Genomic DNA, 18109 nt, shown 5'->3' on the forward strand with positions numbered 1-18109 from the left:
TCAATCTTTCCGCCCGACGCGCTGGGGGCAGGGCGTCGGGCTTTTGAAAATCTCCGCCAGGACTAGCCGCCATATCGGGACGTAAGGCGGGATCAGATGATCCCGCCATTGACGTGAAGCGCCTTGCCGGCAAGTTCGAGCCGGCGCGTGATCCCGATCGCCTGCAAGAATGCCTCGTCGTGACTGACGACGAGCAGCGCGCCGTCATAGGCCCTCAGGCCCGCTTCAACGGCTTCGATGGACTCGATGTCGAGATGATTGGTCGGCTCGTCCAGGATCAGCAGGGACGGCGGCTTTGAATCGCCCAGCACGCAAGCAAGGCCCGCGCGAAACATTTGTCCACCGCTCAGGCTTCCCACGATCTGCAAGGCAGCATCGGCGCGAAACATGAAGCGAGCCAGCGCGGCATGGCACGCGTTCGCACCTGCCGTTGGATTGAGGCGACCGAAATTGTCCAGGATGGAGAGCGCAGGATCAAGCAGGCTGACCTTCTGATCGAACAGCGCGAAGTCGGGCCTGACCCGCACGGTACCCGAAACGGGGCGCAACTCGCCGGCAATGAGTTTCAGCAGCGTTGTCTTGCCGGAGCCGTTCGGCCCGACGACCGCAACGCGCTCCGGCCCGACGATCGCGAGCGAGAGATCGCGCAAGACCGGCTGCTCCGGCCGATAGCCTGCGCTGACGCCGTCGAGCCAAAGCACCTCCCTGCTCGCCGGCAGGCCAGTCGCCGGCAGTTTCACCGACAACGGCTGAAGTATCTCGACGCGCCGGCGTGCCGTGTCGACAGCCGCGAGCGCCTCCGCGCGCCGCCGCTCGGCGATTTGCGCGGTCTTGCCGCCGCTGTCTTCGCTGCGATCTTTGCGCGCGCCGGCCAGGATGCGCGGCATGTCGCCCTTGGCACGCTTCTTCCTGCCGCCGCTGTCCTTGCGCGCCTTCCGTTCCGTAGCCTCCTGTGCCTTGCCGTCAATCTCGGACAGGTGCCTCTCAGCATGTGCGAGGTCGTGCCTGACCGCTGCGAGCTCGACGGCCTTCTGCGCGCGAAAACTGCTCCAATTGCCGCCGTATCGGGTTGACCCGAGCGAGGTCAGCTCGACGATCGCGTCCATGGTTTCAAGGAGGCCCCGGTCGTGGCTGACGACGATCGCGCCGCCGCGCCAGGCAGCGAGGAGATCAGTCACCGCCTTGCGTCCATCCTGATCGAGATTGTTGGTGGGCTCGTCCAGCAGCAGGAAGTCGGGCTCGGCAAACACCAGTGCGGCGAGGCGAACGCGCGTGATCTGGCCGCCGGACAGGCAGGACAGCTCCGTGTCGGGAGACGGATCGAAGCCGAGGCGCGCGAGGGCGGCCTGAAGCCGCGCTTCGAGCGTCCAGTCGATCGTGGCGATGTCATCGACCGAGGCGTCGCCCTGCTCCGCACGGCGAAGCAGCTCTAGTGCCCGCCGCGCGCCGAACAGATCGGCCACCGTCGCATCTGCAGGCGGTTGAACGTCCTGGCGCAGCACGCCGATGGTCCCGTTAACAACAATGCGCCCAGACTGCGGAACATGGTCCCCGGAAATCGATGCAAGCAGCGTCGTTTTCCCGACGCCATTGCGGCCGACGAGACCGGTGCGCTCGGCCGCGAATGTCAGATCGATGTTGGAAAGAAGCGAACGGCCGTCAGGCGTGGATAGCGACAGGTTCGACAGGATGATCGAAGCAGGCATGGAATTCCCCGTGAGCAAGGCGGATGGGCTTTGCGGTCGGGGTAAAATCCATGGCTGCGAAGTTCCTGATTGAGAGCTCTCTAACTAGTGCCGCAGAAGCGCAAGATCAAGCCGCAGTTTGGACGACAGCGCGAGGGAAGCGCTGACGTCCCTATCGGTCGGCGCGATCAGCCCTTGAGCGCGGTGACCACCACCTCGATCAGAGCATTGCCGCCGAGGTCGGCGACGCCGACGGTGGCACGGGTCGGCAGATTGTCGCCGAAGAACTCGGTCCAGGCTGCGTCCATCTCCTTCTTCTTGGAGAGATCCGTAACGAAGATCGAGGCGCTGACGATGCGGTTCTTGTCGGTTCCCGCTTCCTTCAGATAGCCGGCGATCTTGCCGAGGATGTTGCGGGTCTGCTCGCCCATCGAGCCCGAGGTGTCGTCGGCGATGGTGCCGCCGAGAAAGACGAAGCCGTTGGCCTCGACGGCGCGGTGCATGATCGGCGTGCGGATGCTGCGGGTGATGCTCATGATGTCCTCTTCTTAAAGCGTGGAAGGAGTTGAGTTCGGCTGAGGGCCACGAAGGAGGTGCGCCCCCTCTCCCGCTTGCGAGGGAGGGCCGGGGTGGGGGTGTCTCCGCATTGGGACTTTCCCCGTGTGGAGAGAGCCCTCACCCGGCGCTTCACGCCGACCTCTCCCGCAAGCGGGAGAGGTTGAGTGAGCTCGGGGCAAACGATCGGATACGACAACTTCTTGTTCCTAGAGCGTGGACGGATGGAAGCGGTCGATGCCGAGATCACTGACGCGGGTCTGGGTGCCGCCGTTGACGATCAGCTCCGCCATCACGGCGCCGGCGCCAGGACCGAGCTGGAAGCCGTGCAGTGAGAAGCCGAACTGGTGATAGAGGCCCTGGTGACGCGAGCTCGGGCCGAACACGGGGATATCGTCCTTCATCTTCGCCTCGATGCCGGCCCAGGCCCGCATGATCGTCGCGCTGCGCATCACCGGAAACAGCTCGAACACGGTGCGCGCGCTGACAGCGAGGCTCTTCCAGTCCAGCACCGTCTCGTTGCGGTCCTGATAGGGCGTTGCCAGGTGGCCGCCGCCGATCAGCACGGTGCCGTTGGAGAATTGCTTGAAGGACAATTTGCGGCCGCGCAGGATCACGACGGGATCGATGAAGTGCGGCACGCGCGAGGTGATCATCAGCATCGGCGCGACGGTTTCGACAGGAACGGGCTCGCCGAGGGCAGCGGCAATCTTCCCGGCCCAGGCGCCCGCGGCGTTGACGAGCACCGGTGCGGCATAGGTGTCCGAGCCGACGTCGACATGCCACAGAACGTCATTCCGCCGGATGTTGCCGGCGGCCTCGCCCTCGCGCACCGTCGCGCCAAGCTGCTCGGCCTTGCGCCGGAACGCCGTCGTCGTCTGCGCCGGATTTGCAGCTCCATCGCGACGCGACACGACGCCGCCGGGACAGGTCTCGGCGACCGCGGGCACGAGCCGCCGCAGCTCGGCCGCATCGACCAGCTCTTCATGGGTGAAGCCGAGCGCATTGAGCTCGGCCACACGCGCGCGGCAGACCGCAAGCTCTTCCTCGTTCTCCGCAACCAGCACCTGGCCATGGCTCTCAAAGCTGCAATCGTCGTCGACGAGCTCGGTGATCTTCTCCCAAATCCCCATGGAACGGATCGAGAGCGGAATCTCAGGGATGTGCCGCGCGAGCTGGCGGACGCCGCCGGCGTTGACGCCCGAGGCGTGCCGGCCGGCATAGTCCTTCTCGATCAGCACCGGCTTCATGCCGGCAAGGCACAGATGCAGCGCGGTCGAGCATCCGTGGATGCCGCCGCCGACGACGATCGCATCCACGTTTTTGGTCATCCGCGCACCACCGCCTTGACGTCGGCCTCGCTCTTCGGGACGGCGGCGAGCTCGGCGAGCGTGATCGGCTTCACCGGCGCACGCAGCCGGTAATAGCCGATCTCCTGCGGCGTCTTCCCGCGCGCCTGCGCCATCAGCTCGGTGACGGTGAGGCCGCAGAGCCGGCCCTGGCACGGACCCATGCCCGTGCGGCGATAGGCCTTGAGCTGGTTCGGCCCCGTCGCGCCGATCGCGACGGAGTCGAGAACGTCCTTTGCGGTGACCTCCTCGCAGCGGCAGACGATGGTGTCGCCTGTGGGAATGCGGAACTGTTGCGCGGGGCGGAACAGCGTGTCGAGGAAGACGCGGCCGCGCTCGGCCCTGGCAAGATCGGCACGAAGCGCCGCCAACGATGTGAGCTTCGCGGCAGCCGCTGGCGCCAGCGCTTCCACCGCCGCGCGCGCCGCGATGCGACCGCGCACCACGGCGGCATTCGCGCCGCCGATGCCGGCGCCATCGCCGGCGATCGCGATGCCTGCGACCGACGAAGCCCCGTTCGCATCGAGCACCGGCGACCAGCACAATTGCAGCTCGTCCCAGCGATGCTCGACGCCGGCCGCCATCGCCAGATTGACGTTGGGCACGACACCCTGATGCAACAGCAACAGATCCGCAGGAATGATCTCGCGCTTGCCGCCGGCGACATAGCTCACGCTTGCGAGCTGACCGTCGCCGGACGCGGCAAGCTCGGTGACCCCGGATACGACCTGCACCTTCGCCTTGACTTCGCGCATCATCGACAGGCCCTTGGTGAAATAGGGCGAGGTCAGGAAGGCGAAGGCGTGCGGCAACGCGGCGAAGTAATTGCCGCGCTCGGTGGTGTCCAGGATGCGGTCGATGCGGCCGCCGAGACGCAGGATCTGCGCGGCGAGCAGCCAGAGCAGCGGCCCCTGCCCGGCGATCACCGCGCGTCCGTCAGGCACCAGCGCCGACGACTTCAACATCGTCTGCGCCGCGCCCGCCGTCATCACGCCCGGCAGCGTCCAGCCGGGAATCGGAAACGGCCGCTCCAGCGCGCCGGTCGCGAGGATCACACGCTGCGCCTTGACGAAGGCAGAGGCGCCGCCGATGGAGACCGCGATCTCGAGATTGCGGTCGAGGCTCCAGACCGTCGCGCGATGGATGACCTCGGCGCTGCTGGCGCGCAGCGCCTGCACGAGATCGGCACCGGCCCAATAGTCGGCCCCGAGCTGGTTGCGCTCTGTCACCGGCGTCGAGGCGATGGCGCGGAACACCTGACCGCCCGGACCGATGTTCTCGTCGAACAGCAGCGTCGACAGGCCGGCTTCAGCAGATGTCGCAGCCGCGGCGAGGCCGGCGGGACCGGCGCCGATCACCACGACGTCGTAGGCTTCGCGTTTGGGAGCCACAGTCATTTTCCGATCTCCCGCTTGCCCTTCTGGATCTCGACCTGCATGCCGTCGGCGACGGGCACGAGACAGCCCTGGCGGTTGCCGACACCGTCGATGGTGACGAGGCAATCGAAGCACACCCCCATCATGCAGTAAGGCAGACGCGGCGCGCCGCTCACCGCGGTCGACCTGCGCACGTCACGGCCGGAGGCCAGCAGCGCCGCGGAGACGGTGTCGCCCTGACGTGCCGCGACGGCGACGCCATCGACGAAAATCTGCACGTTTGGGCGCTTGTCCTGTTCGGATCGTCTAAACATGGGGATGCCTCTTGGCTCCTTCCTTGGATCTCTAATAGCCGCTGTTGTTCGCAGCGCCGGCACCGCCAAACCGACTGGCCGAGAACGCGCCGACCAGCTTGGGCTCGAGCGCGCCCTGCGCCACCATGCGCGCGATCTCGAAGGCGTGGTTGGAGGCGAGCGTCACGCCGGAATGACAGCAGGCGACGAAGGCGCCGGGATGCGTCTCCGACTGGTCGTAGATCGGAAAGCCGTCCTGCGGCATGACGCGGATGCCGGCCCAGCTTCTGACGACATTGAGCCGCGACAGATGCGGGAACATGCGCTGGGCACGATCGGTCATCACGGCGCTGATCGAATGTTTCAGCGTGCGGTCGTCGAGCTCGTCCTCCTTGCTGTCGCCGATCATCACCGTGCCCTCGTCGGTCTGGCGGATCGTGGTCAGCGGATGCGGCAGGAACGGCATCGTGCGCTCGGTCACCACGATCTGACCGCGGGTCGGGCCCATCGGCGCGTAGAGTCCGACCATCGGCGCCAGCGTCTGGTTGGCATTGCCGGCGGCAAGCACGATTTTGGCGGCGCGCAGCTCGCCCTTCGGCGTGGTCAGACGGAATTCGCCGCCGCTCTTGCTGATCGCCGAGACCGGACGCTCCGGAAAATAATCGATGCCGAACGCAATGAAGCCGGTGTGGAAGGCGCGGAACGTGCGCAGCGAATTGACGTGGCCGTCGAGCGGGCAATAGCTACCGCCGGACACTTCCGGGCCGATCAGCGGCAGCGACTTCTTCACCTCCGACGCGGAGAGCATCTCCATCTTGTAGTCGGCCGCGCCGACCTGGTTGTGCATGCGCTTGACCAGCTCGGCGCGCTGGCCGAATTCGTCCTCGCCGAGCGTGAGGTGGAAGCCGCCGTTCTGCTGAAGCGAGACGTCGAGCCCGGTCTGCTGCTTCAGCTCCGACGCCAGCCGGCCCCACGCCTGCGACGCCTGCACGGTCCACACCGTATAGGCGGGCATGCCGAGCCCCTTGCTCTGCACCCAGACCAGCGCAAAATTCGCGCGCGAGGCGCGCTTGGTGATGTCGCCTTCGTCGAGCACGGCTACGCGCTTGCCGAGCCGGCCGAGGCCCCAGGCAATGGCGGAGCCGAGCAAGCCGCCGCCGACGACGGCGACGTCGTATTCAGACTTTTGTTTTGACGCGTTTTCTTTACGCGAACCGGCGTCCACTTCGCTCGAAAACGCTTTAGACATAGATTCTCCTATCGTCCCGTATCGCCCTTGCCGGCGAGCACGCGGTCGAGCCCGTAGAAGCGGTCGAGCAGAATGAGGGCGGTCATGGTGATCGCGATCACGCAGGCCGAGACCGACGTCACCAGCGGATCGATGTTGTCCTGGATATAAAGGAACATGCGCACCGGCAACGTCTCGGTGCCGGGTGCCGCAAGGAAGACGGTCATGGTGAGATCGTCGAAGGACTGGATGAAGGCGAGTGCCCAGCCGCTGATGACGCCGGGCAGGATCAGCGGCAACGTCACACGGCGGAACAGCGTCCAGCCGCCCGCGCCGAGCGAGACCGCCGCCATCTCAACCGAAAGATCCATGCCGGTTGCGGCCGCGAGAGTCAGCCGCAACGCGAACGGAAACACGATGACGACATGCGCGATGATCAACGCCGCGAAACTGCCGCCCAGACCGGCGGAGGTGAAGAAGCGCAGGAAGGCGATGCCGAGCACAACATGCGGAATCATCAGCGGCGACAGGAACAGCGCCGCCAGCGCATCGCGGCCACGGAAGCGGTAGCGCGCGATCGCAAGCGCCGCGGGCACCGCGAACAGCAGCGCCACCAAGGACGACAGCGCCCCGAGGCCGAGGCTGACCCAGAAGGCGTGGATGAATTCGGGGTAGTTCGCGATCGTCCTGAACCAGCGCAGCGAAAAACCGTTGGTCGGCAACGACAGGAAGCCCTCGGGTGTAAACGCGACGAGGCAGACGACCAGGATCGGCGCCACCATGACGATGACGAAGATCGTGTGGAAGATCAGCGCGAGCGGGCCGTTCCGTCTCATCGGAACACCTCCGCATAGCGGCGCTCGACCAGCCCGTTGCTGCCGACCACGATCAGCACCAGCGCCACGAGAAGGAGCGTCGCGACCGCAGCACCGAGTGGCCAGTTCAGCGTGTTGAGGAATTCGTCATAGGCGAGCGTCGCAGCAACCTTGAGCCGACGGCCGCCGATGATCGCCGGCGTCGCAAAGGCGCTGGCCGATAGCGAGAACACGATGATCGCGCCCGAGAGCACGCCCGGCATGATCTGGGGCATGATGATGCGGCGGATGATGGTCGCAGGTGTCGCGCCGAGCGACATTGCGGCATTCTCGATCTGCGGATCGAGCCGCTGCAGCGCCGCCCACACTGACAGCACCATGAACGGCATCATCACATGCGCGAGCGCGATCACCATGCCGGTTTCGGTGAACATGAAGGGAATGGGGGAGCGAATCATCCCGAGCGACATCAAGAGCTTGTTGACGAGCCCATTATTGCCGCCGAACAGCAGCGCCCAGCCGAGCGTACGCGCCACCACGGAGATCAGCAGCGGGCCGAGGATGATCAGCAGGAAAAGGCTCTTCCAGCGGCCGCTCATGCGGTTGAGGATGTAGGCTTCGGGTGCGCCGAGCACGGCGGTGAGCAGCGTGGTCAGAATAGCGATCCGAAACGTCCGCCAGAACATTTCTGCGTAATAGGGATCGGTCGCGATCTCGTGCCAGTTCTTCAGGATGAAGACCGGCTCGATGCCTTTGTATTGGCCCCAATCGTGGAACGACAGCATCACGGTCATCGCCAGCGGGATCAGCAGCACGCCGACGAACAGCATCAGCGCAGGCGCCGTCAGCGCCCATGGCGCACGCGCGCTGCGTTCCTCTGCGACCGCGCTCATGCGACAGCCCTCGCGCGCACGCTCACGTCCTCCAGCCGCCAGGCGAGATGAACGGCCTCGCCTTCGGTTGGCTGGGCGTTGCCATCATTCTGGCGGATCACAATCGCCGGGCCGCATTCGCTGTCGCACTGGAACAGCCAGTGGTTACCCTGGAAGATGCGGGTGACGATTTTTGCGCTGAGGCCGGCACCGCCAAAACCGATGCGCTCGGGGCGGATGCTGATGGTCACCGGGCCATTCAGGCCGGCCGGTGCCGGCGCACTCCAGGAGCCCGCTGTCAGCCGCGCCGGTGTGACGGTCCGATCGATCGTCGCCGCAAAGTCGTTGGTCTTGCCGAGGAACTGCGAGACGAAGGCCGAGGCCGGCTTCTCATAGGTCTCCTGCGGCGTGCCGATCTGCTCGATGCGGCCCTGGCTCATCACCACGATGCGGTCGGACAGCGACATCGCCTCATTCTGATCGTGAGTGACCAGGATCGTGGTGGTGCCGATGGTGCGCTGGATCTGGCGCAGCTCGATCTGCATCTCCTCGCGCAGCTTTGCGTCGAGATTGGACAGCGGTTCGTCGAGCAACAGCACGCTCGGCTTGATCACCAGCGCACGGGCCAGCGCTACGCGCTGCTGCTGGCCTCCGGACATCCGGCGCGGGTGACGGTCCTCGTAACCGGCAAGGCCGACCATCGCGAGCGCGGCACGGACGCGCTCGGCTCGCTCAGCGCGCGGCACGTTGCGCATCTCCAGACCAAATGCGACGTTTTCCGCCGCGGTCATGTGCGGAAACAGCGCGTAGCTCTGAAACACGATGCCGAGCCCACGCTTGGCCGGATGAATCGCGGTCAGATCCTTGTCCTCCAGGCGGATCGCGCCGCGCGTGGGATCAAGGAAGCCCGCGATCATCTGCAACGTCGTGGTCTTGCCGCAGCCGGACGGGCCAAGGAAGGAGATGAACTCCCCCTTCCCCACCGACAGACTGAAGTCATCGACCACAGTCTGCGTGCCGAATCGTTTGGCGACTCGATCGAGCTCGAGATAGGCCATGCGCTGTCTCCGCTGCGACGATCAGATCAGCGCTCGACCTCGCGGTTCCAGCGCTTGGTCCATTCCTCGCGCTTCTCGTTGATGACGGTCCAGTCCGGATTATAGAGCTTGGCCGCGCGCTCGCCGATCGGCGCCATCTTGCCGAGCTCGGGCGGGATCACCAGCGATTTCAGCACCGGGCCGTAGCCGTAGTCCTTCAGCATCACGAGCTGGATCTTGGGATCGAGCAGCATCTTGACGAAGCTCGCGGCCAGCGGCGAAGCGTTGGGCTTGTTGATCGGACAGGCCGTCGTCAGCAGCGTCGCGGCACCTTCCTTCGGATAGACGAAGTCGACGGGGAAGCCGGTGTTGGCAAAGCTCTGCACCCGGCCGGTGCCCCACACCGCGATCACGGCCTGGCCGGACTGGAACAGCTCGGTCATCTTGCCGGGCGACGGCTCATAGGCGAGCACGTTCGGATTGATCTGCTCCTTGAAGATCTTGAAGCCGGAATCGACGTTGGTCTCACCGCCGCCGTTCATCTTCGACAGCATCACCAGCGCTTCGAGGCCATAGGTGTTGTTGATCGGCGGGATGACGAGCTGCTTTGCGTATTTCGTGTCCTTCAGGTCGTTCCAGGAAGTCGGCGGCGCCCAGCCTTTCTCCTTGAACACTTTGGTGTTGTACATCAGGCCGGTGGCGACGATGCCGATCGCGACCGCACGGTCATCCTTGAAACGCGCAGTGTCGTAGAGATCGGCCGGCAATCCCTCGAGCTTGCCGCAGAAGCCGAGCTGGATCGCCTGGTACATCGGGCCGTCGTCGACGATGGCGACATCGATCTGCTGATTGCCCTTCTGCGCCTGGAGCTTTGCCAGCGTGTCGGTGGAATTACCGGCGACGTATTCGACCTTGACGCCGTTTTCCTTCTCGAAAGTCGGGATCACCTCGTCGCGGATCGTCTTCTCGAACGAGCCGCCGTAGCCGGCGACGTAGAGCGTCTTTTGCTGGGCCAAGGCGGCCGACGAGGCGGCCATGAGCGCCACGATGCTGAGCGAAGTCAGAAGGCGAGAAGTCTTCATGTGGACCGATCTCCATACCGGAATGAGGTGACGTGCCGACAAGTCTCCGGCCGAAGCGCCTTCCGCATTTCCTTCCGCGCAATCCTCTCCAATCAGGGCTCCGGCCCCTGCTCGGCGGGTTTTGGCGCGATTTGGAGGTTTGAACCCCTCCAATCTGCCGAAAAAGCGGGCTGGCTCCAGCTCTGATGAAAAAGATCGCAGACGTATACTTCCATCGTCCAATGAATAATGGCACCCTCTGCATGCAAAAATGTTATGAATGGATTGCGAGATGGCGCGGATCAATTCGCGGCAGGTGGAGGCCTTCCGCGCGACGATGCTGACCGGCAGCGTCACCGAGGCAGCGAAGCTGATGGTGGTGACGCAGCCCGCCGTCAGCCGCTTGCTGCGCGACTTCCAGGCGCTGTTGAAGATGGAGCTGTTCGAACGACGCGGCACCGGCCTCGTGCCGACCGCGGCGGCGATGGCGCTTTACACGGAAGTCGAGCGCTCGTTCGTCGGTCTCGAACGCATCACCGCGGCCGCCGAAGAAATCCGCGGTCGCCGCACCGGCTCGCTGCGCATCGCCGCGCTGCCGGCATTGGCAAACGGCTATTTGCCGCGGCTCGCCGGACACTTTTTGAAGGAGCGGCCCAACCTCAACCTCGCTTTCTTCGGCGTGATCTCGCCGATCGTGGTCGACTGGGTGCTGAACAACCAGTGCGACATCGGCTTTGCCGAGGTGCCGATCGCGCATTCCGGCCTGCCAAGCCTGCGACTGCCCGCGCTGGCGCGTGTCGCGGTGCTGCCGACCGGGCACCATTTGGCGGAGAAAGAAGTGCTGCAGCCGCGCGATTTCGAGGGCGAGACGTTCATCTCGCTGTCGGCGGGATCGTCGAGCCGGCACCTCGTCGACCAGGCCTTCCACCGCCACGATGTCCGCCGCGTGCTCCGCGTCGAGACCACGCTGTCGGAGATCATGTGCGGCATGGTGTCATCGGGACTTGGGGTGTCGATCTGCGATCCCTTCACCGCGCAGGAATTTGCCACGCGCGGCGTCGTCGTACGCCGCTTCCTGCCGCGCATCGACTTTGAGTTCTCGGCCGTCTTCCCGGCGCAGCGCAGCCCCTCGCCGGTGGCATTGGATCTGGTCGAGACCATGCGCAAGGCGCTCACCGAGCTCGAAGACCAGTCCGCAAACGGTTTTGCGCCCGGCTGACTTGGACGTCGTGCAGGTCCTGCTGTATCTTCCCTGTCTCCGCAGGGCAGCACATGGCACGCATCACCATCATCGAGACCGGGCTCGTTCCTCAAAAGCATCGCGAGCGCCACGGCTCGTTTCCGGACATGTTCGAGCGCATGATCCGCGCCGAGGACCCGACGGCGACAGTCGACATCGTCAGCATTCCGAATGGTGATGCGCTGCCCGATCCGCGCGGCTTGGAGGCCGTGCTGATCACCGGCGCGGCGGTCGGGGTCTATGACGGGCTCGACTGGATCGCACCGCTGGAAGATTTCGTGCGCACGGCTTATGCCAACAAGACGCCGATGGTCGGCGTCTGCTTCGGCCATCAGCTGATCGCGCAGGCGCTCGGCGGCACCGTGCGCAAGTCGGAGAAGGGCTGGGGCATCGGCCGTCACGTCTATCAGGTGCTGCCGGAGAACGGCGTGGTCGACGGCGAGGCGGTCGCGATCGCCGCCTCGCACCAGGACCAGGTGATCGAACCGCCGAACGATGCGCTGACGATCCTCTCGTCGGAATTCACCCCGCATGCCGGCTTGCTCTACGCCAACGGCACCACGCTGACCGTACAACCGCATCCGGAATTCGACGTGGAATTCGCGCAAGTCTGCTGCGATCTACGCGACGGCAAGGCACCGGATGATGTCGTCGCCACGGCGAGGGAGTCGCTGGCGCAGCCGATGGACAACGCGACGCTCGGCGGCGCGATTACGAGGTTCTTGGCGCGGCGGTGATTCACCTCGCCCCGCTTGCGGGGAGAGGTGGATTTCTTTGGCGCGCAATTGCGCGCCTGAGCAATCCGGGTGAGGGGGATTCTCCGCGAGTCCGTCTGCCATCGAATTTGCTGAAGCAGCCCCTCACCCCAACCCTCTCCCCGTAAGAACGGGGAGAGGGAGAGAAAGCACCTCAGAACGGATCGCTTCCAAGCCCCGGCACATCGGCCGGCCGCGGCCCCGGCGCGGCCCAGTGAAAGCGGCGGTCCTTCTCCGCGATCGCGATGTCGTTGATCGACGCCTCGCGGCGTTTCATCAGGCCGTGCTCGTCGAACTCCCACTGCTCGTTGCCGTAGGAGCGATACCACTGGCCGTTTGCATCGTGCCATTCGTACTGGAAGCGCACCGCGATGCGATTGCCGTCGAAGGCCCAGAGGTCCTTGATCAGGCGGTAGTCCTGCTCCTTCTCCCATTTGCGGGTGAGGAAGGCGACGATGGCCTCGCGGCCCTGAAAAACCTCCGAGCGATTGCGCCAGTGGCTGTCCTCGGTGTAGGCGAGCGCGACGCGCGCCGGATCGCGCGAATTCCAGGCGTCCTCGGCCATGCGAGCTTTTTGCGCGGCAGTTTCTCTCGTGAAAGGCGGAAGCGGCGGGCGCGACATGATGGCCTCATCGGTTGGTTGGGGCCGCAATCTATCGCTGCGATTGGCAAAGTCGATAGGCCATTACAAATCAGGCGATCACGAAATCAGATCGGCCTTCATCAAGGTCCGGATCGATTTCGGAATCGGTTGCGCGCGGCCGCCGCTGATGAAGGCGACGCGCACCTCCGCTTTCACCAGCACGTCCTCACCACGCCTCACCTCCTGCCCCAGCATGATCGAGGCGCCCTTGACCGCGATCGGCCAGGTTACGACGTCGAGCACGTCGTCCATCCGCGCGGGCTTCAAAAAGTCCAGATGCATCGAGCGCACCACGAAGGCGAAGCCGGCGCCTTCCGTCTCCACCTGCTCGAACAGCGCCTGCTGCTCGGCGCCCATCAGCCGCAGGTGATTGGTGCGGCCGCGCTCCATGTAGCGCAGATAATTGGCGTGATAGACGATGCCCGAGAAATCCGTGTCCTCGTAATAGACACGGACCTGCATGTGGTGGCGGCCGTCGCGGATCTCGCCGTCGAGATGAGCTGTCACGTCGCGAGCCTCTTCGCTTCTCTGTAACCCGCCCGTTTTGCGCAAAAACAGGCGGTCGCGCAAGCGTGGCTAGGACACAACCGGTGCGGTTCGCCCCAGCGTCACCTCGACGATCTCAGGCGGCACGCCGACGCGGAGCGGCATGATGCTGCAACCGAGGCCGCCGGAGATGATGACGTCACATTTCAGCCGGACATGGCCATAGGCGAGCCGGATGCCATGCTGCGGCGGAACCGCCGGCGACCAACCGAGCAGGCGGACCTGGCCGCCATGGGTGTGGCCGGACAGTTGCAGCGCGACGCGCGCGGGCACACGCGGCGCGATGTTGGGTTCATGCGCGAGCAGGATGATGGGCGCATCGTCCGTGACCTTGGCGAGCGTCGCGTTGAGATCGTCGGCACCGAAGTGCACCATGCTGCGGAAGCGTCGCGCCGGCAGGAAGGCGAGCTGATCGCCGAGACCGGCGAGCCAGAACGGTCGGCCGTCCTTGGTGAGGCGCACGACATCGTTCTCGTAGACGGGGATGCCGGCGGCTTCCAGTGCGCGATGCGCGATGGTCGGGCCAAGTCCGGCCCGCTGCACGGTCTTGTCGTCCCAATAATCGTGGTTGCCCATGACGGCGTGGACGCCGAGCGGCGCCTTGAGGCCGGCCAGCACTCTGGCCCATTCGCTCGACGGGATGATACGCGTGACCTGGTGCAGGCCGGCGACATAGTCGCCGAGCAGCACGATGATATCAGCCTTCAGCGCATTGGTGCGGTCGACGACGGCCTCGATCCGGTCCAGCGGCATCCAGGGATCGCAGGCATGGATGTCGGCGATGACAGCGATCTTCAGCGGAAGATCCGCCGGCCACTGCCGCGGCATCGGATGATAGCGGGTAACGCGAAGCCGCAGCATCGGCTCGACGCCGACACCATAGGCCGCAGTCGAGGCGCCGAAGGCGGACAGGGCGCCAATGGAACGGATCAGATGACGGCGAGTGATCATGGACGCTCGATGGTGATGCTGCTTCTCGATGCAACCCGATTGAAGCGGAATTGGGGTGCGTTCGTGCAGACCGTCTGCATCCTGGTGCAGACGCCTGCACAGAAATTACCAGCGGCTCTCGCCAATCAGCGCATCCAGCCGCGTCCTCACATCGTCGGGCGCGCGGTAGTACCAGACGCCGCCGAGCAGATCGCGAAAACGTTCATTGACACGCGCCTCACGCTCGATGCGGTCGATCGTCCCGGCGCTGATCACGTCTTCGAGGGGACCCGCGGCCAGCAGGGATAGCAGCACCGGATTGGCTTCGATCTTCAGGATCTCCAGGATGCGGTCGACCCGATCGCGGCGCGGCTCGAGCAATCCGGTGTCGTTCGTCGGCCCCATTGCTTCCCACTCCAATCCGTGTGCGTGAGCGGCGATGCCGTTCGCCGCGCGTTCGGATTAGTGATGGGATTGAACCGGTGGGGTTCACCGTCTCAGGCAGTCAGTCGTCCTCGGCCTGGTCGGTGCCGAACAAGCCGAACTGGGCCGCATCGCGCGAGGGCTCGGCGAGACCGAGATGGCGGAAGGCGTGCGAGGTGAGCAGTCGGCCGCGCGGGGTGCGCTGGAGATAGCCGCATTGGATCAGATAGGGCTCGATGATGTCCTCGATCGCATCGCGCGGCTCGGACAGTGCGGCGGCCATGGTCTCGACGCCGACCGGTCCGCCGCCATAGTTGAGCGCGATGGTCGTAAGATAGCGGCGGTCCATGGCATCGAGGCCCGCGGCGTCGACTTCGAGCGCGCTGAGTGCGTGGTCGGCGATCTTGCGGTCGATCTTGTCGGCATCGGCGGCCGAAGCGAAATCGCGCACCCGGCGGAGCAGACGGCCCGCGATGCGCGGTGTGCCGCGGGCGCGGCGCGCGATCTCGTTGGCGCCGTCTGCGCTCATGCCGACATTGAGCACACGCGCGCCGCGGCTGACGATGCTCTCGAGTTCTTCAATGGTGTAGAAATTGAGCCGGACCGGAATGCCGAAGCGGTCGCGCAGCGGATTCGTGAGCAGGCCCGCGCGCGTGGTAGCGCCAACCAGGGTGAATTTCGACAGCTCGATCTTCACCGAGCGCGCGGCCGGCCCTTCGCCGATGATGAGGTCGAGCTGAAAGTCCTCCATCGCGGGATAGAGCACTTCCTCCACCGCAGGGCTCAGACGATGAATCTCGTCGATGAAGAGCACGTCGCGCTCTTCGAGATTGGTCAGCAGCGCGGCGAGATCGCCGGCCTTGGCGATGACAGGGCCCGATGTGGCGCGAAAGCCGACGCCGAGCTCCTTGGCCACGATCTGCGCCAGCGTGGTCTTGCCGAGGCCGGGCGGCCCGACGAACAGCACGTGATCCAGCGCCTCGCCGCGCTTGCGCGCCGCTTCGATGAAGATCGAGAGATTCTTGCGCGCCTGCTGCTGGCCGACGAAGTCGGACAGCGACTGCGGCCGCAGCGCGGTGTCGCCGACATCGTCGCTGCGGCGCTCGGGCGAGACCATGCGGTTGGCCTTGGGGTCGCTCACTTCGCGAGTTCCTTCAGGCCGAGGCGAATGAGCTGCGCCGTCTCAGCGCCTTCACCGGCACTGCGCGACGCGGACGCAATGGCCGCAGCCGCCTGCGGCTGACCGTAGCCGAGATTGACCAGCGCCGAGATCGCATCCGCCACGGGCCGCGGCGCGCGCTGGTCGTCGACGGCGCCGGCGAGATGCACCACGGCAGGATCGACATTGGCGAAAGCCGGCGCCTTGTCCTTCAACTCGGTGACGATGCGCTCGGCGACCTTGGGGCCAACGCCCGGCGTGCGGGATACGGCGGCCTTGTCGCGCAGCGCAATGGCATTGGCGAGGTCGGCTGGCACCAGCGTGCCGAGCACGGCCAGCGCGACCTTGGCGCCGACGCCCTGCACGGTCTGAAGCAGGCGAAACCATTCGCGCTCCTGGTCGGTGCGGAAGCCGAACAGTTTGATCTGGTCCTCGCGGACATAGGTCTCGATCGACAGCACGGCCGCTTCGCCCGGCGACGGCAGATGCTGCAGCGTGCGCGACGAGCAGTGCACCTGATAGCCCACGCCGCCGACGTCGAGGATGACGAAATCCTCGCCGTAGGAATCGATCAGGCCCTTGAGCTTGCCGATCATATCCCCACCACCTTCAGCCTGAGCGCCGTGCTCTGGCGGTGATGGGCGTGGGTGATGGCGATGGCGAGCGCGTCGGCGGCGTCCGCGGACGGCGGTTCGGCTTTCGGCAGCAATATCTTCAGCATCATCGCGATCTGTTGCTTGTCGGCGTGACCGGCGCCGACCACCGTCTTCTTGACCTGGTTCGGCGCATATTCGGCGACACTGATGCCGAACATCGCCGGCGCCAACATGGCAACGCCGCGGGCCTGGCCGAGCTTTAGCGTCGCGACGCCGTCCTTATTCACAAAAGTCTGCTCGACCGCGGCCTCCATCGGCTTGTGATCGGACAGAACGGAAGCGAGCCCCTCATGAATCGCGAGCAGCCGGCTCGACAGCGGCAAATCGTCCGGCGGTTCCACCGAACCGCAGGCGACGTAGATCAGACGATTGCCTTCAGCCTCGATCACGCCCCAGCCGGTGCGGCGCAGGCCGGGGTCGATGCCGATGATGCGAACGGGGCTACGAATCGGGAGCGCAGTCATGCGCCAGTGATAGCGGCTGGCCGCTGGAAGCGAAACAGAAACAGAACGGAAGTAACAGGGGAAAGCCGGTCTGGTGCCCCGGGCGCGACGCAGCGCAAAGCGATGCGGCGCTGAACCGGGGCCCATTTAGCCATCGATGCCTAGAGAATGATGGGTCCCGGCTCTGCGCAGCAGCGTTTCACGCTGCAGCGCGTCCGGGACACGAGAGTGCCCTACCCACCCATCTTCGCCATCAGCGCGTCCGACACCTCGAAATTGGCGTAGACGTTCTGGACGTCGTCGTGCTCGTTCAGCAGGTCCATCAACTTGAGCAGCTTCTCGCCGGTCTCGTCGTCGACCGCAACCGTGTTCTGCGGCTTCCAGATCAGCGCGGCCTTGCGCGGCTCGCCGAACTTGGCTTCCAGCGCCTTGGCGACGTCGCGATAGCCTTCGGTCGAGGCATAGATCTCGTGGCCGCCCTCGCCGGAAACGACGTCGTCGGCGCCGGCCTCGATCGCGGCGTCCAGCACGGCGTCGTCGGAGGCGACGCTGCGGTCGTACTCGATGATTCCGGTGCGGTCGAACATGAACGAGACCGAGCCGGTTTCGCCGAGATTGCCGCCGGACTTGGTGAAGAAGGAGCGGATGTCGGAAGCGGCGCGGTTGCGGTTGTCGGTCAGCGCCTCGACGATGACGGCGACGCCACCGGGGCCGTAGCCCTCGTAGCGGATTTCGTCATAGTTCTCGCCGTCGCTGCCGAGCGCCTTCTTGATGGCGCGCTCGATATTGTCCTTCGGCATGTTCTCCTGGCGCGCGGCGATCACGGCGGCGCGCAGGCGCGGGTTCATGGCGGGGTCAGGGGTGCCGAGCTTGGCCGCGACGGTGATTTCCCGCGCCAGCTTGCCGAACAGCTTCGACTTCTGGGCATCCTGCCGCCCCTTGCGGTGCATGATGTTCTTGAATTGGGAATGTCCGGCCATGCGTGGTCTCTTGAATGGTCTTTGGAATCGTTCGCCGATGGGGTGGGAAGCGCGGCCTTATAG

Annotated in this window: 20 protein-coding genes; 2 read left to right on the top strand and 18 right to left on the bottom strand. The window is 65.3% G+C overall.

What is annotated here, in order from left to right; all coding sequences use genetic code 11:
- Window positions 1-92: 92 nt before the first annotated feature.
- The 10 genes from XH85_RS41660 to XH85_RS41710 form a co-directional block, all read right to left on the bottom strand.
- Window positions 93-1706 carry an ABC-F family ATP-binding cassette domain-containing protein gene (locus XH85_RS41660; protein WP_128936548.1) on the bottom strand — a complete coding sequence of 538 codons (1614 nt, stop codon included), beginning with the start codon at window positions 1704-1706 and terminating at the stop codon, window positions 93-95.
- Window positions 1707-1873: 167 nt separating this feature from the next.
- On the bottom strand, window positions 1874-2221 hold the full coding sequence (locus tag XH85_RS41665) for a RidA family protein (protein ID WP_128936549.1): 348 nt from the start codon (window positions 2219-2221) through the stop codon (window positions 1874-1876).
- A gap of 228 nt (window positions 2222-2449) precedes the next feature.
- Window positions 2450-3571, bottom strand: coding sequence for an NAD(P)/FAD-dependent oxidoreductase (locus tag XH85_RS41675; protein ID WP_128936551.1), 1122 nt, complete (start codon window positions 3569-3571; stop codon window positions 2450-2452).
- Window positions 3568-4986 carry an FAD/NAD(P)-dependent oxidoreductase gene (locus tag XH85_RS41680; protein ID WP_128936552.1) on the bottom strand — a complete coding sequence of 473 codons (1419 nt, stop codon included), beginning with the start codon at window positions 4984-4986 and terminating at the stop codon, window positions 3568-3570. The genes XH85_RS41675 and XH85_RS41680 overlap by 4 nt, the downstream gene beginning before the upstream one ends.
- Window positions 4983-5279, bottom strand: a complete 297-nt coding sequence (locus XH85_RS41685) for a (2Fe-2S)-binding protein (protein WP_128936553.1) — start codon at window positions 5277-5279, stop codon at window positions 4983-4985. Before XH85_RS41685 ends, XH85_RS41680 begins: the two co-directional genes overlap by 4 nt.
- A 31-nt stretch (window positions 5280-5310) precedes the next feature.
- A complete protein-coding gene (locus XH85_RS41690) occupies window positions 5311-6507 on the bottom strand; it encodes an NAD(P)/FAD-dependent oxidoreductase (RefSeq protein WP_245473289.1) in 1197 nt (398 codons plus the stop codon).
- An 8-nt stretch (window positions 6508-6515) separates the two neighbouring features.
- Entirely contained in the window at window positions 6516-7322 is an 807-nt protein-coding gene (locus XH85_RS41695; RefSeq protein ID WP_128936554.1) for an ABC transporter permease, read from the bottom strand.
- Complete coding sequence (locus XH85_RS41700) at window positions 7319-8194, bottom strand: ABC transporter permease (RefSeq protein WP_128936555.1); 876 nt, start codon at window positions 8192-8194, stop codon at window positions 7319-7321. The genes XH85_RS41695 and XH85_RS41700 overlap by 4 nt, the downstream gene beginning before the upstream one ends.
- Window positions 8191-9231, bottom strand: coding sequence for an ABC transporter ATP-binding protein (locus XH85_RS41705; protein WP_128936556.1), 1041 nt, complete (start codon window positions 9229-9231; stop codon window positions 8191-8193). Before XH85_RS41705 ends, XH85_RS41700 begins: the two co-directional genes overlap by 4 nt.
- A 26-nt stretch (window positions 9232-9257) precedes the next feature.
- Window positions 9258-10292, bottom strand: a complete 1035-nt coding sequence (locus tag XH85_RS41710; protein ID WP_128936557.1) for an ABC transporter substrate-binding protein — start codon at window positions 10290-10292, stop codon at window positions 9258-9260.
- A gap of 271 nt (window positions 10293-10563) precedes the next feature.
- On the opposite strand from XH85_RS41710, the gene XH85_RS41715 reads away from it, so the two are divergent.
- Window positions 10564-11490 (top strand): LysR substrate-binding domain-containing protein, encoded by a 927-nt coding sequence (locus XH85_RS41715; protein WP_128936558.1) that lies wholly within the window; start codon window positions 10564-10566, stop codon window positions 11488-11490.
- Between the two features lie 53 nt (window positions 11491-11543).
- Entirely contained in the window at window positions 11544-12248 is a 705-nt protein-coding gene (locus XH85_RS41720; RefSeq protein WP_128936559.1) for a type 1 glutamine amidotransferase, read from the top strand.
- A gap of 172 nt (window positions 12249-12420) precedes the next feature.
- Here the strand turns inward: XH85_RS41720 and XH85_RS41725 are convergent, their stop codons facing one another.
- The 8 genes from XH85_RS41725 to XH85_RS41760 all read right to left on the bottom strand — a co-directional run bounded on the left by XH85_RS41725 (window position 12421) and on the right by XH85_RS41760 (window position 18046).
- Window positions 12421-12888 (bottom strand): nuclear transport factor 2 family protein, encoded by a 468-nt coding sequence (locus XH85_RS41725; protein WP_128936560.1) that lies wholly within the window; start codon window positions 12886-12888, stop codon window positions 12421-12423.
- A gap of 78 nt (window positions 12889-12966) precedes the next feature.
- Complete coding sequence (gene ybgC / locus XH85_RS41730; protein ID WP_164934731.1) at window positions 12967-13416, bottom strand: tol-pal system-associated acyl-CoA thioesterase; 450 nt, start codon at window positions 13414-13416, stop codon at window positions 12967-12969.
- Window positions 13417-13485: 69 nt separating this feature from the next.
- A complete protein-coding gene (locus tag XH85_RS41735; RefSeq protein WP_128936561.1) occupies window positions 13486-14406 on the bottom strand; it encodes a metallophosphoesterase in 921 nt (306 codons plus the stop codon).
- Between the two features lie 105 nt (window positions 14407-14511).
- Window positions 14512-14790, bottom strand: coding sequence for a DUF6869 domain-containing protein (locus tag XH85_RS41740; RefSeq protein ID WP_245473867.1), 279 nt, complete (start codon window positions 14788-14790; stop codon window positions 14512-14514).
- Between the two features lie 100 nt (window positions 14791-14890).
- On the bottom strand, window positions 14891-15925 hold the full coding sequence (gene ruvB / locus XH85_RS41745) for a Holliday junction branch migration DNA helicase RuvB (protein WP_206732769.1): 1035 nt from the start codon (window positions 15923-15925) through the stop codon (window positions 14891-14893).
- A 20-nt stretch (window positions 15926-15945) separates the two neighbouring features.
- Window positions 15946-16563 (bottom strand): Holliday junction branch migration protein RuvA, encoded by a 618-nt coding sequence (gene ruvA, locus XH85_RS41750; protein ID WP_128936563.1) that lies wholly within the window; start codon window positions 16561-16563, stop codon window positions 15946-15948.
- Entirely contained in the window at window positions 16560-17087 is a 528-nt protein-coding gene (gene ruvC, locus XH85_RS41755) for a crossover junction endodeoxyribonuclease RuvC (RefSeq protein ID WP_128936564.1), read from the bottom strand. Before ruvC ends, ruvA begins: the two co-directional genes overlap by 4 nt.
- Window positions 17088-17299: 212 nt before the next feature.
- On the bottom strand, window positions 17300-18046 hold the full coding sequence (locus XH85_RS41760) for a YebC/PmpR family DNA-binding transcriptional regulator (RefSeq protein ID WP_126261898.1): 747 nt from the start codon (window positions 18044-18046) through the stop codon (window positions 17300-17302).
- Window positions 18047-18109 lie beyond the last annotated feature (63 nt).

Origin of the sequence: Bradyrhizobium zhanjiangense, assembly GCF_004114935.1 — a bacterium.
Taxonomy (GTDB): Bacteria; Pseudomonadota; Alphaproteobacteria; order Rhizobiales; family Xanthobacteraceae; genus Bradyrhizobium; species Bradyrhizobium zhanjiangense.

Coding starts and splice junctions, on each gene's coding strand:
- XH85_RS41695 (WP_128936554.1), bottom strand. CDS start 7,322: ATGAGACGGAACGGCCCGCTCGCGCTGATCTTCCACACGATCTTCGTC.
- XH85_RS41735 (WP_128936561.1), bottom strand. CDS start 14,406: ATGATCACTCGCCGTCATCTGATCCGTTCCATTGGCGCCCTGTCCGCC.
- XH85_RS41690 (WP_245473289.1), bottom strand. CDS start 6,507: ATGTCTAAAGCGTTTTCGAGCGAAGTGGACGCCGGTTCGCGTAAAGAA.
- XH85_RS41685 (WP_128936553.1), bottom strand. CDS start 5,279: ATGTTTAGACGATCCGAACAGGACAAGCGCCCAAACGTGCAGATTTTC.
- XH85_RS41740 (WP_245473867.1), bottom strand. CDS start 14,790: ATGGGGCCGACGAACGACACCGGATTGCTCGAGCCGCGCCGCGATCGG.
- XH85_RS41660 (WP_128936548.1), bottom strand. CDS start 1,706: ATGCCTGCTTCGATCATCCTGTCGAACCTGTCGCTATCCACGCCTGAC.
- ruvB (WP_206732769.1), bottom strand. CDS start 15,925: ATGGTCTCGCCCGAGCGCCGCAGCGACGATGTCGGCGACACCGCGCTG.
- ruvA (WP_128936563.1), bottom strand. CDS start 16,563: ATGATCGGCAAGCTCAAGGGCCTGATCGATTCCTACGGCGAGGATTTC.
- XH85_RS41705 (WP_128936556.1), bottom strand. CDS start 9,231: ATGGCCTATCTCGAGCTCGATCGAGTCGCCAAACGATTCGGCACGCAG.
- XH85_RS41725 (WP_128936560.1), bottom strand. CDS start 12,888: ATGTCGCGCCCGCCGCTTCCGCCTTTCACGAGAGAAACTGCCGCGCAA.
- ruvC (WP_128936564.1), bottom strand. CDS start 17,087: ATGACTGCGCTCCCGATTCGTAGCCCCGTTCGCATCATCGGCATCGAC.
- XH85_RS41680 (WP_128936552.1), bottom strand. CDS start 4,986: ATGACTGTGGCTCCCAAACGCGAAGCCTACGACGTCGTGGTGATCGGC.
- XH85_RS41710 (WP_128936557.1), bottom strand. CDS start 10,292: ATGAAGACTTCTCGCCTTCTGACTTCGCTCAGCATCGTGGCGCTCATG.
- XH85_RS41720 (WP_128936559.1), top strand. CDS start 11,544: ATGGCACGCATCACCATCATCGAGACCGGGCTCGTTCCTCAAAAGCAT.
- XH85_RS41715 (WP_128936558.1), top strand. CDS start 10,564: ATGGCGCGGATCAATTCGCGGCAGGTGGAGGCCTTCCGCGCGACGATG.
- XH85_RS41700 (WP_128936555.1), bottom strand. CDS start 8,194: ATGAGCGCGGTCGCAGAGGAACGCAGCGCGCGTGCGCCATGGGCGCTG.
- XH85_RS41675 (WP_128936551.1), bottom strand. CDS start 3,571: ATGACCAAAAACGTGGATGCGATCGTCGTCGGCGGCGGCATCCACGGA.
- XH85_RS41760 (WP_126261898.1), bottom strand. CDS start 18,046: ATGGCCGGACATTCCCAATTCAAGAACATCATGCACCGCAAGGGGCGG.
- XH85_RS41665 (WP_128936549.1), bottom strand. CDS start 2,221: ATGAGCATCACCCGCAGCATCCGCACGCCGATCATGCACCGCGCCGTC.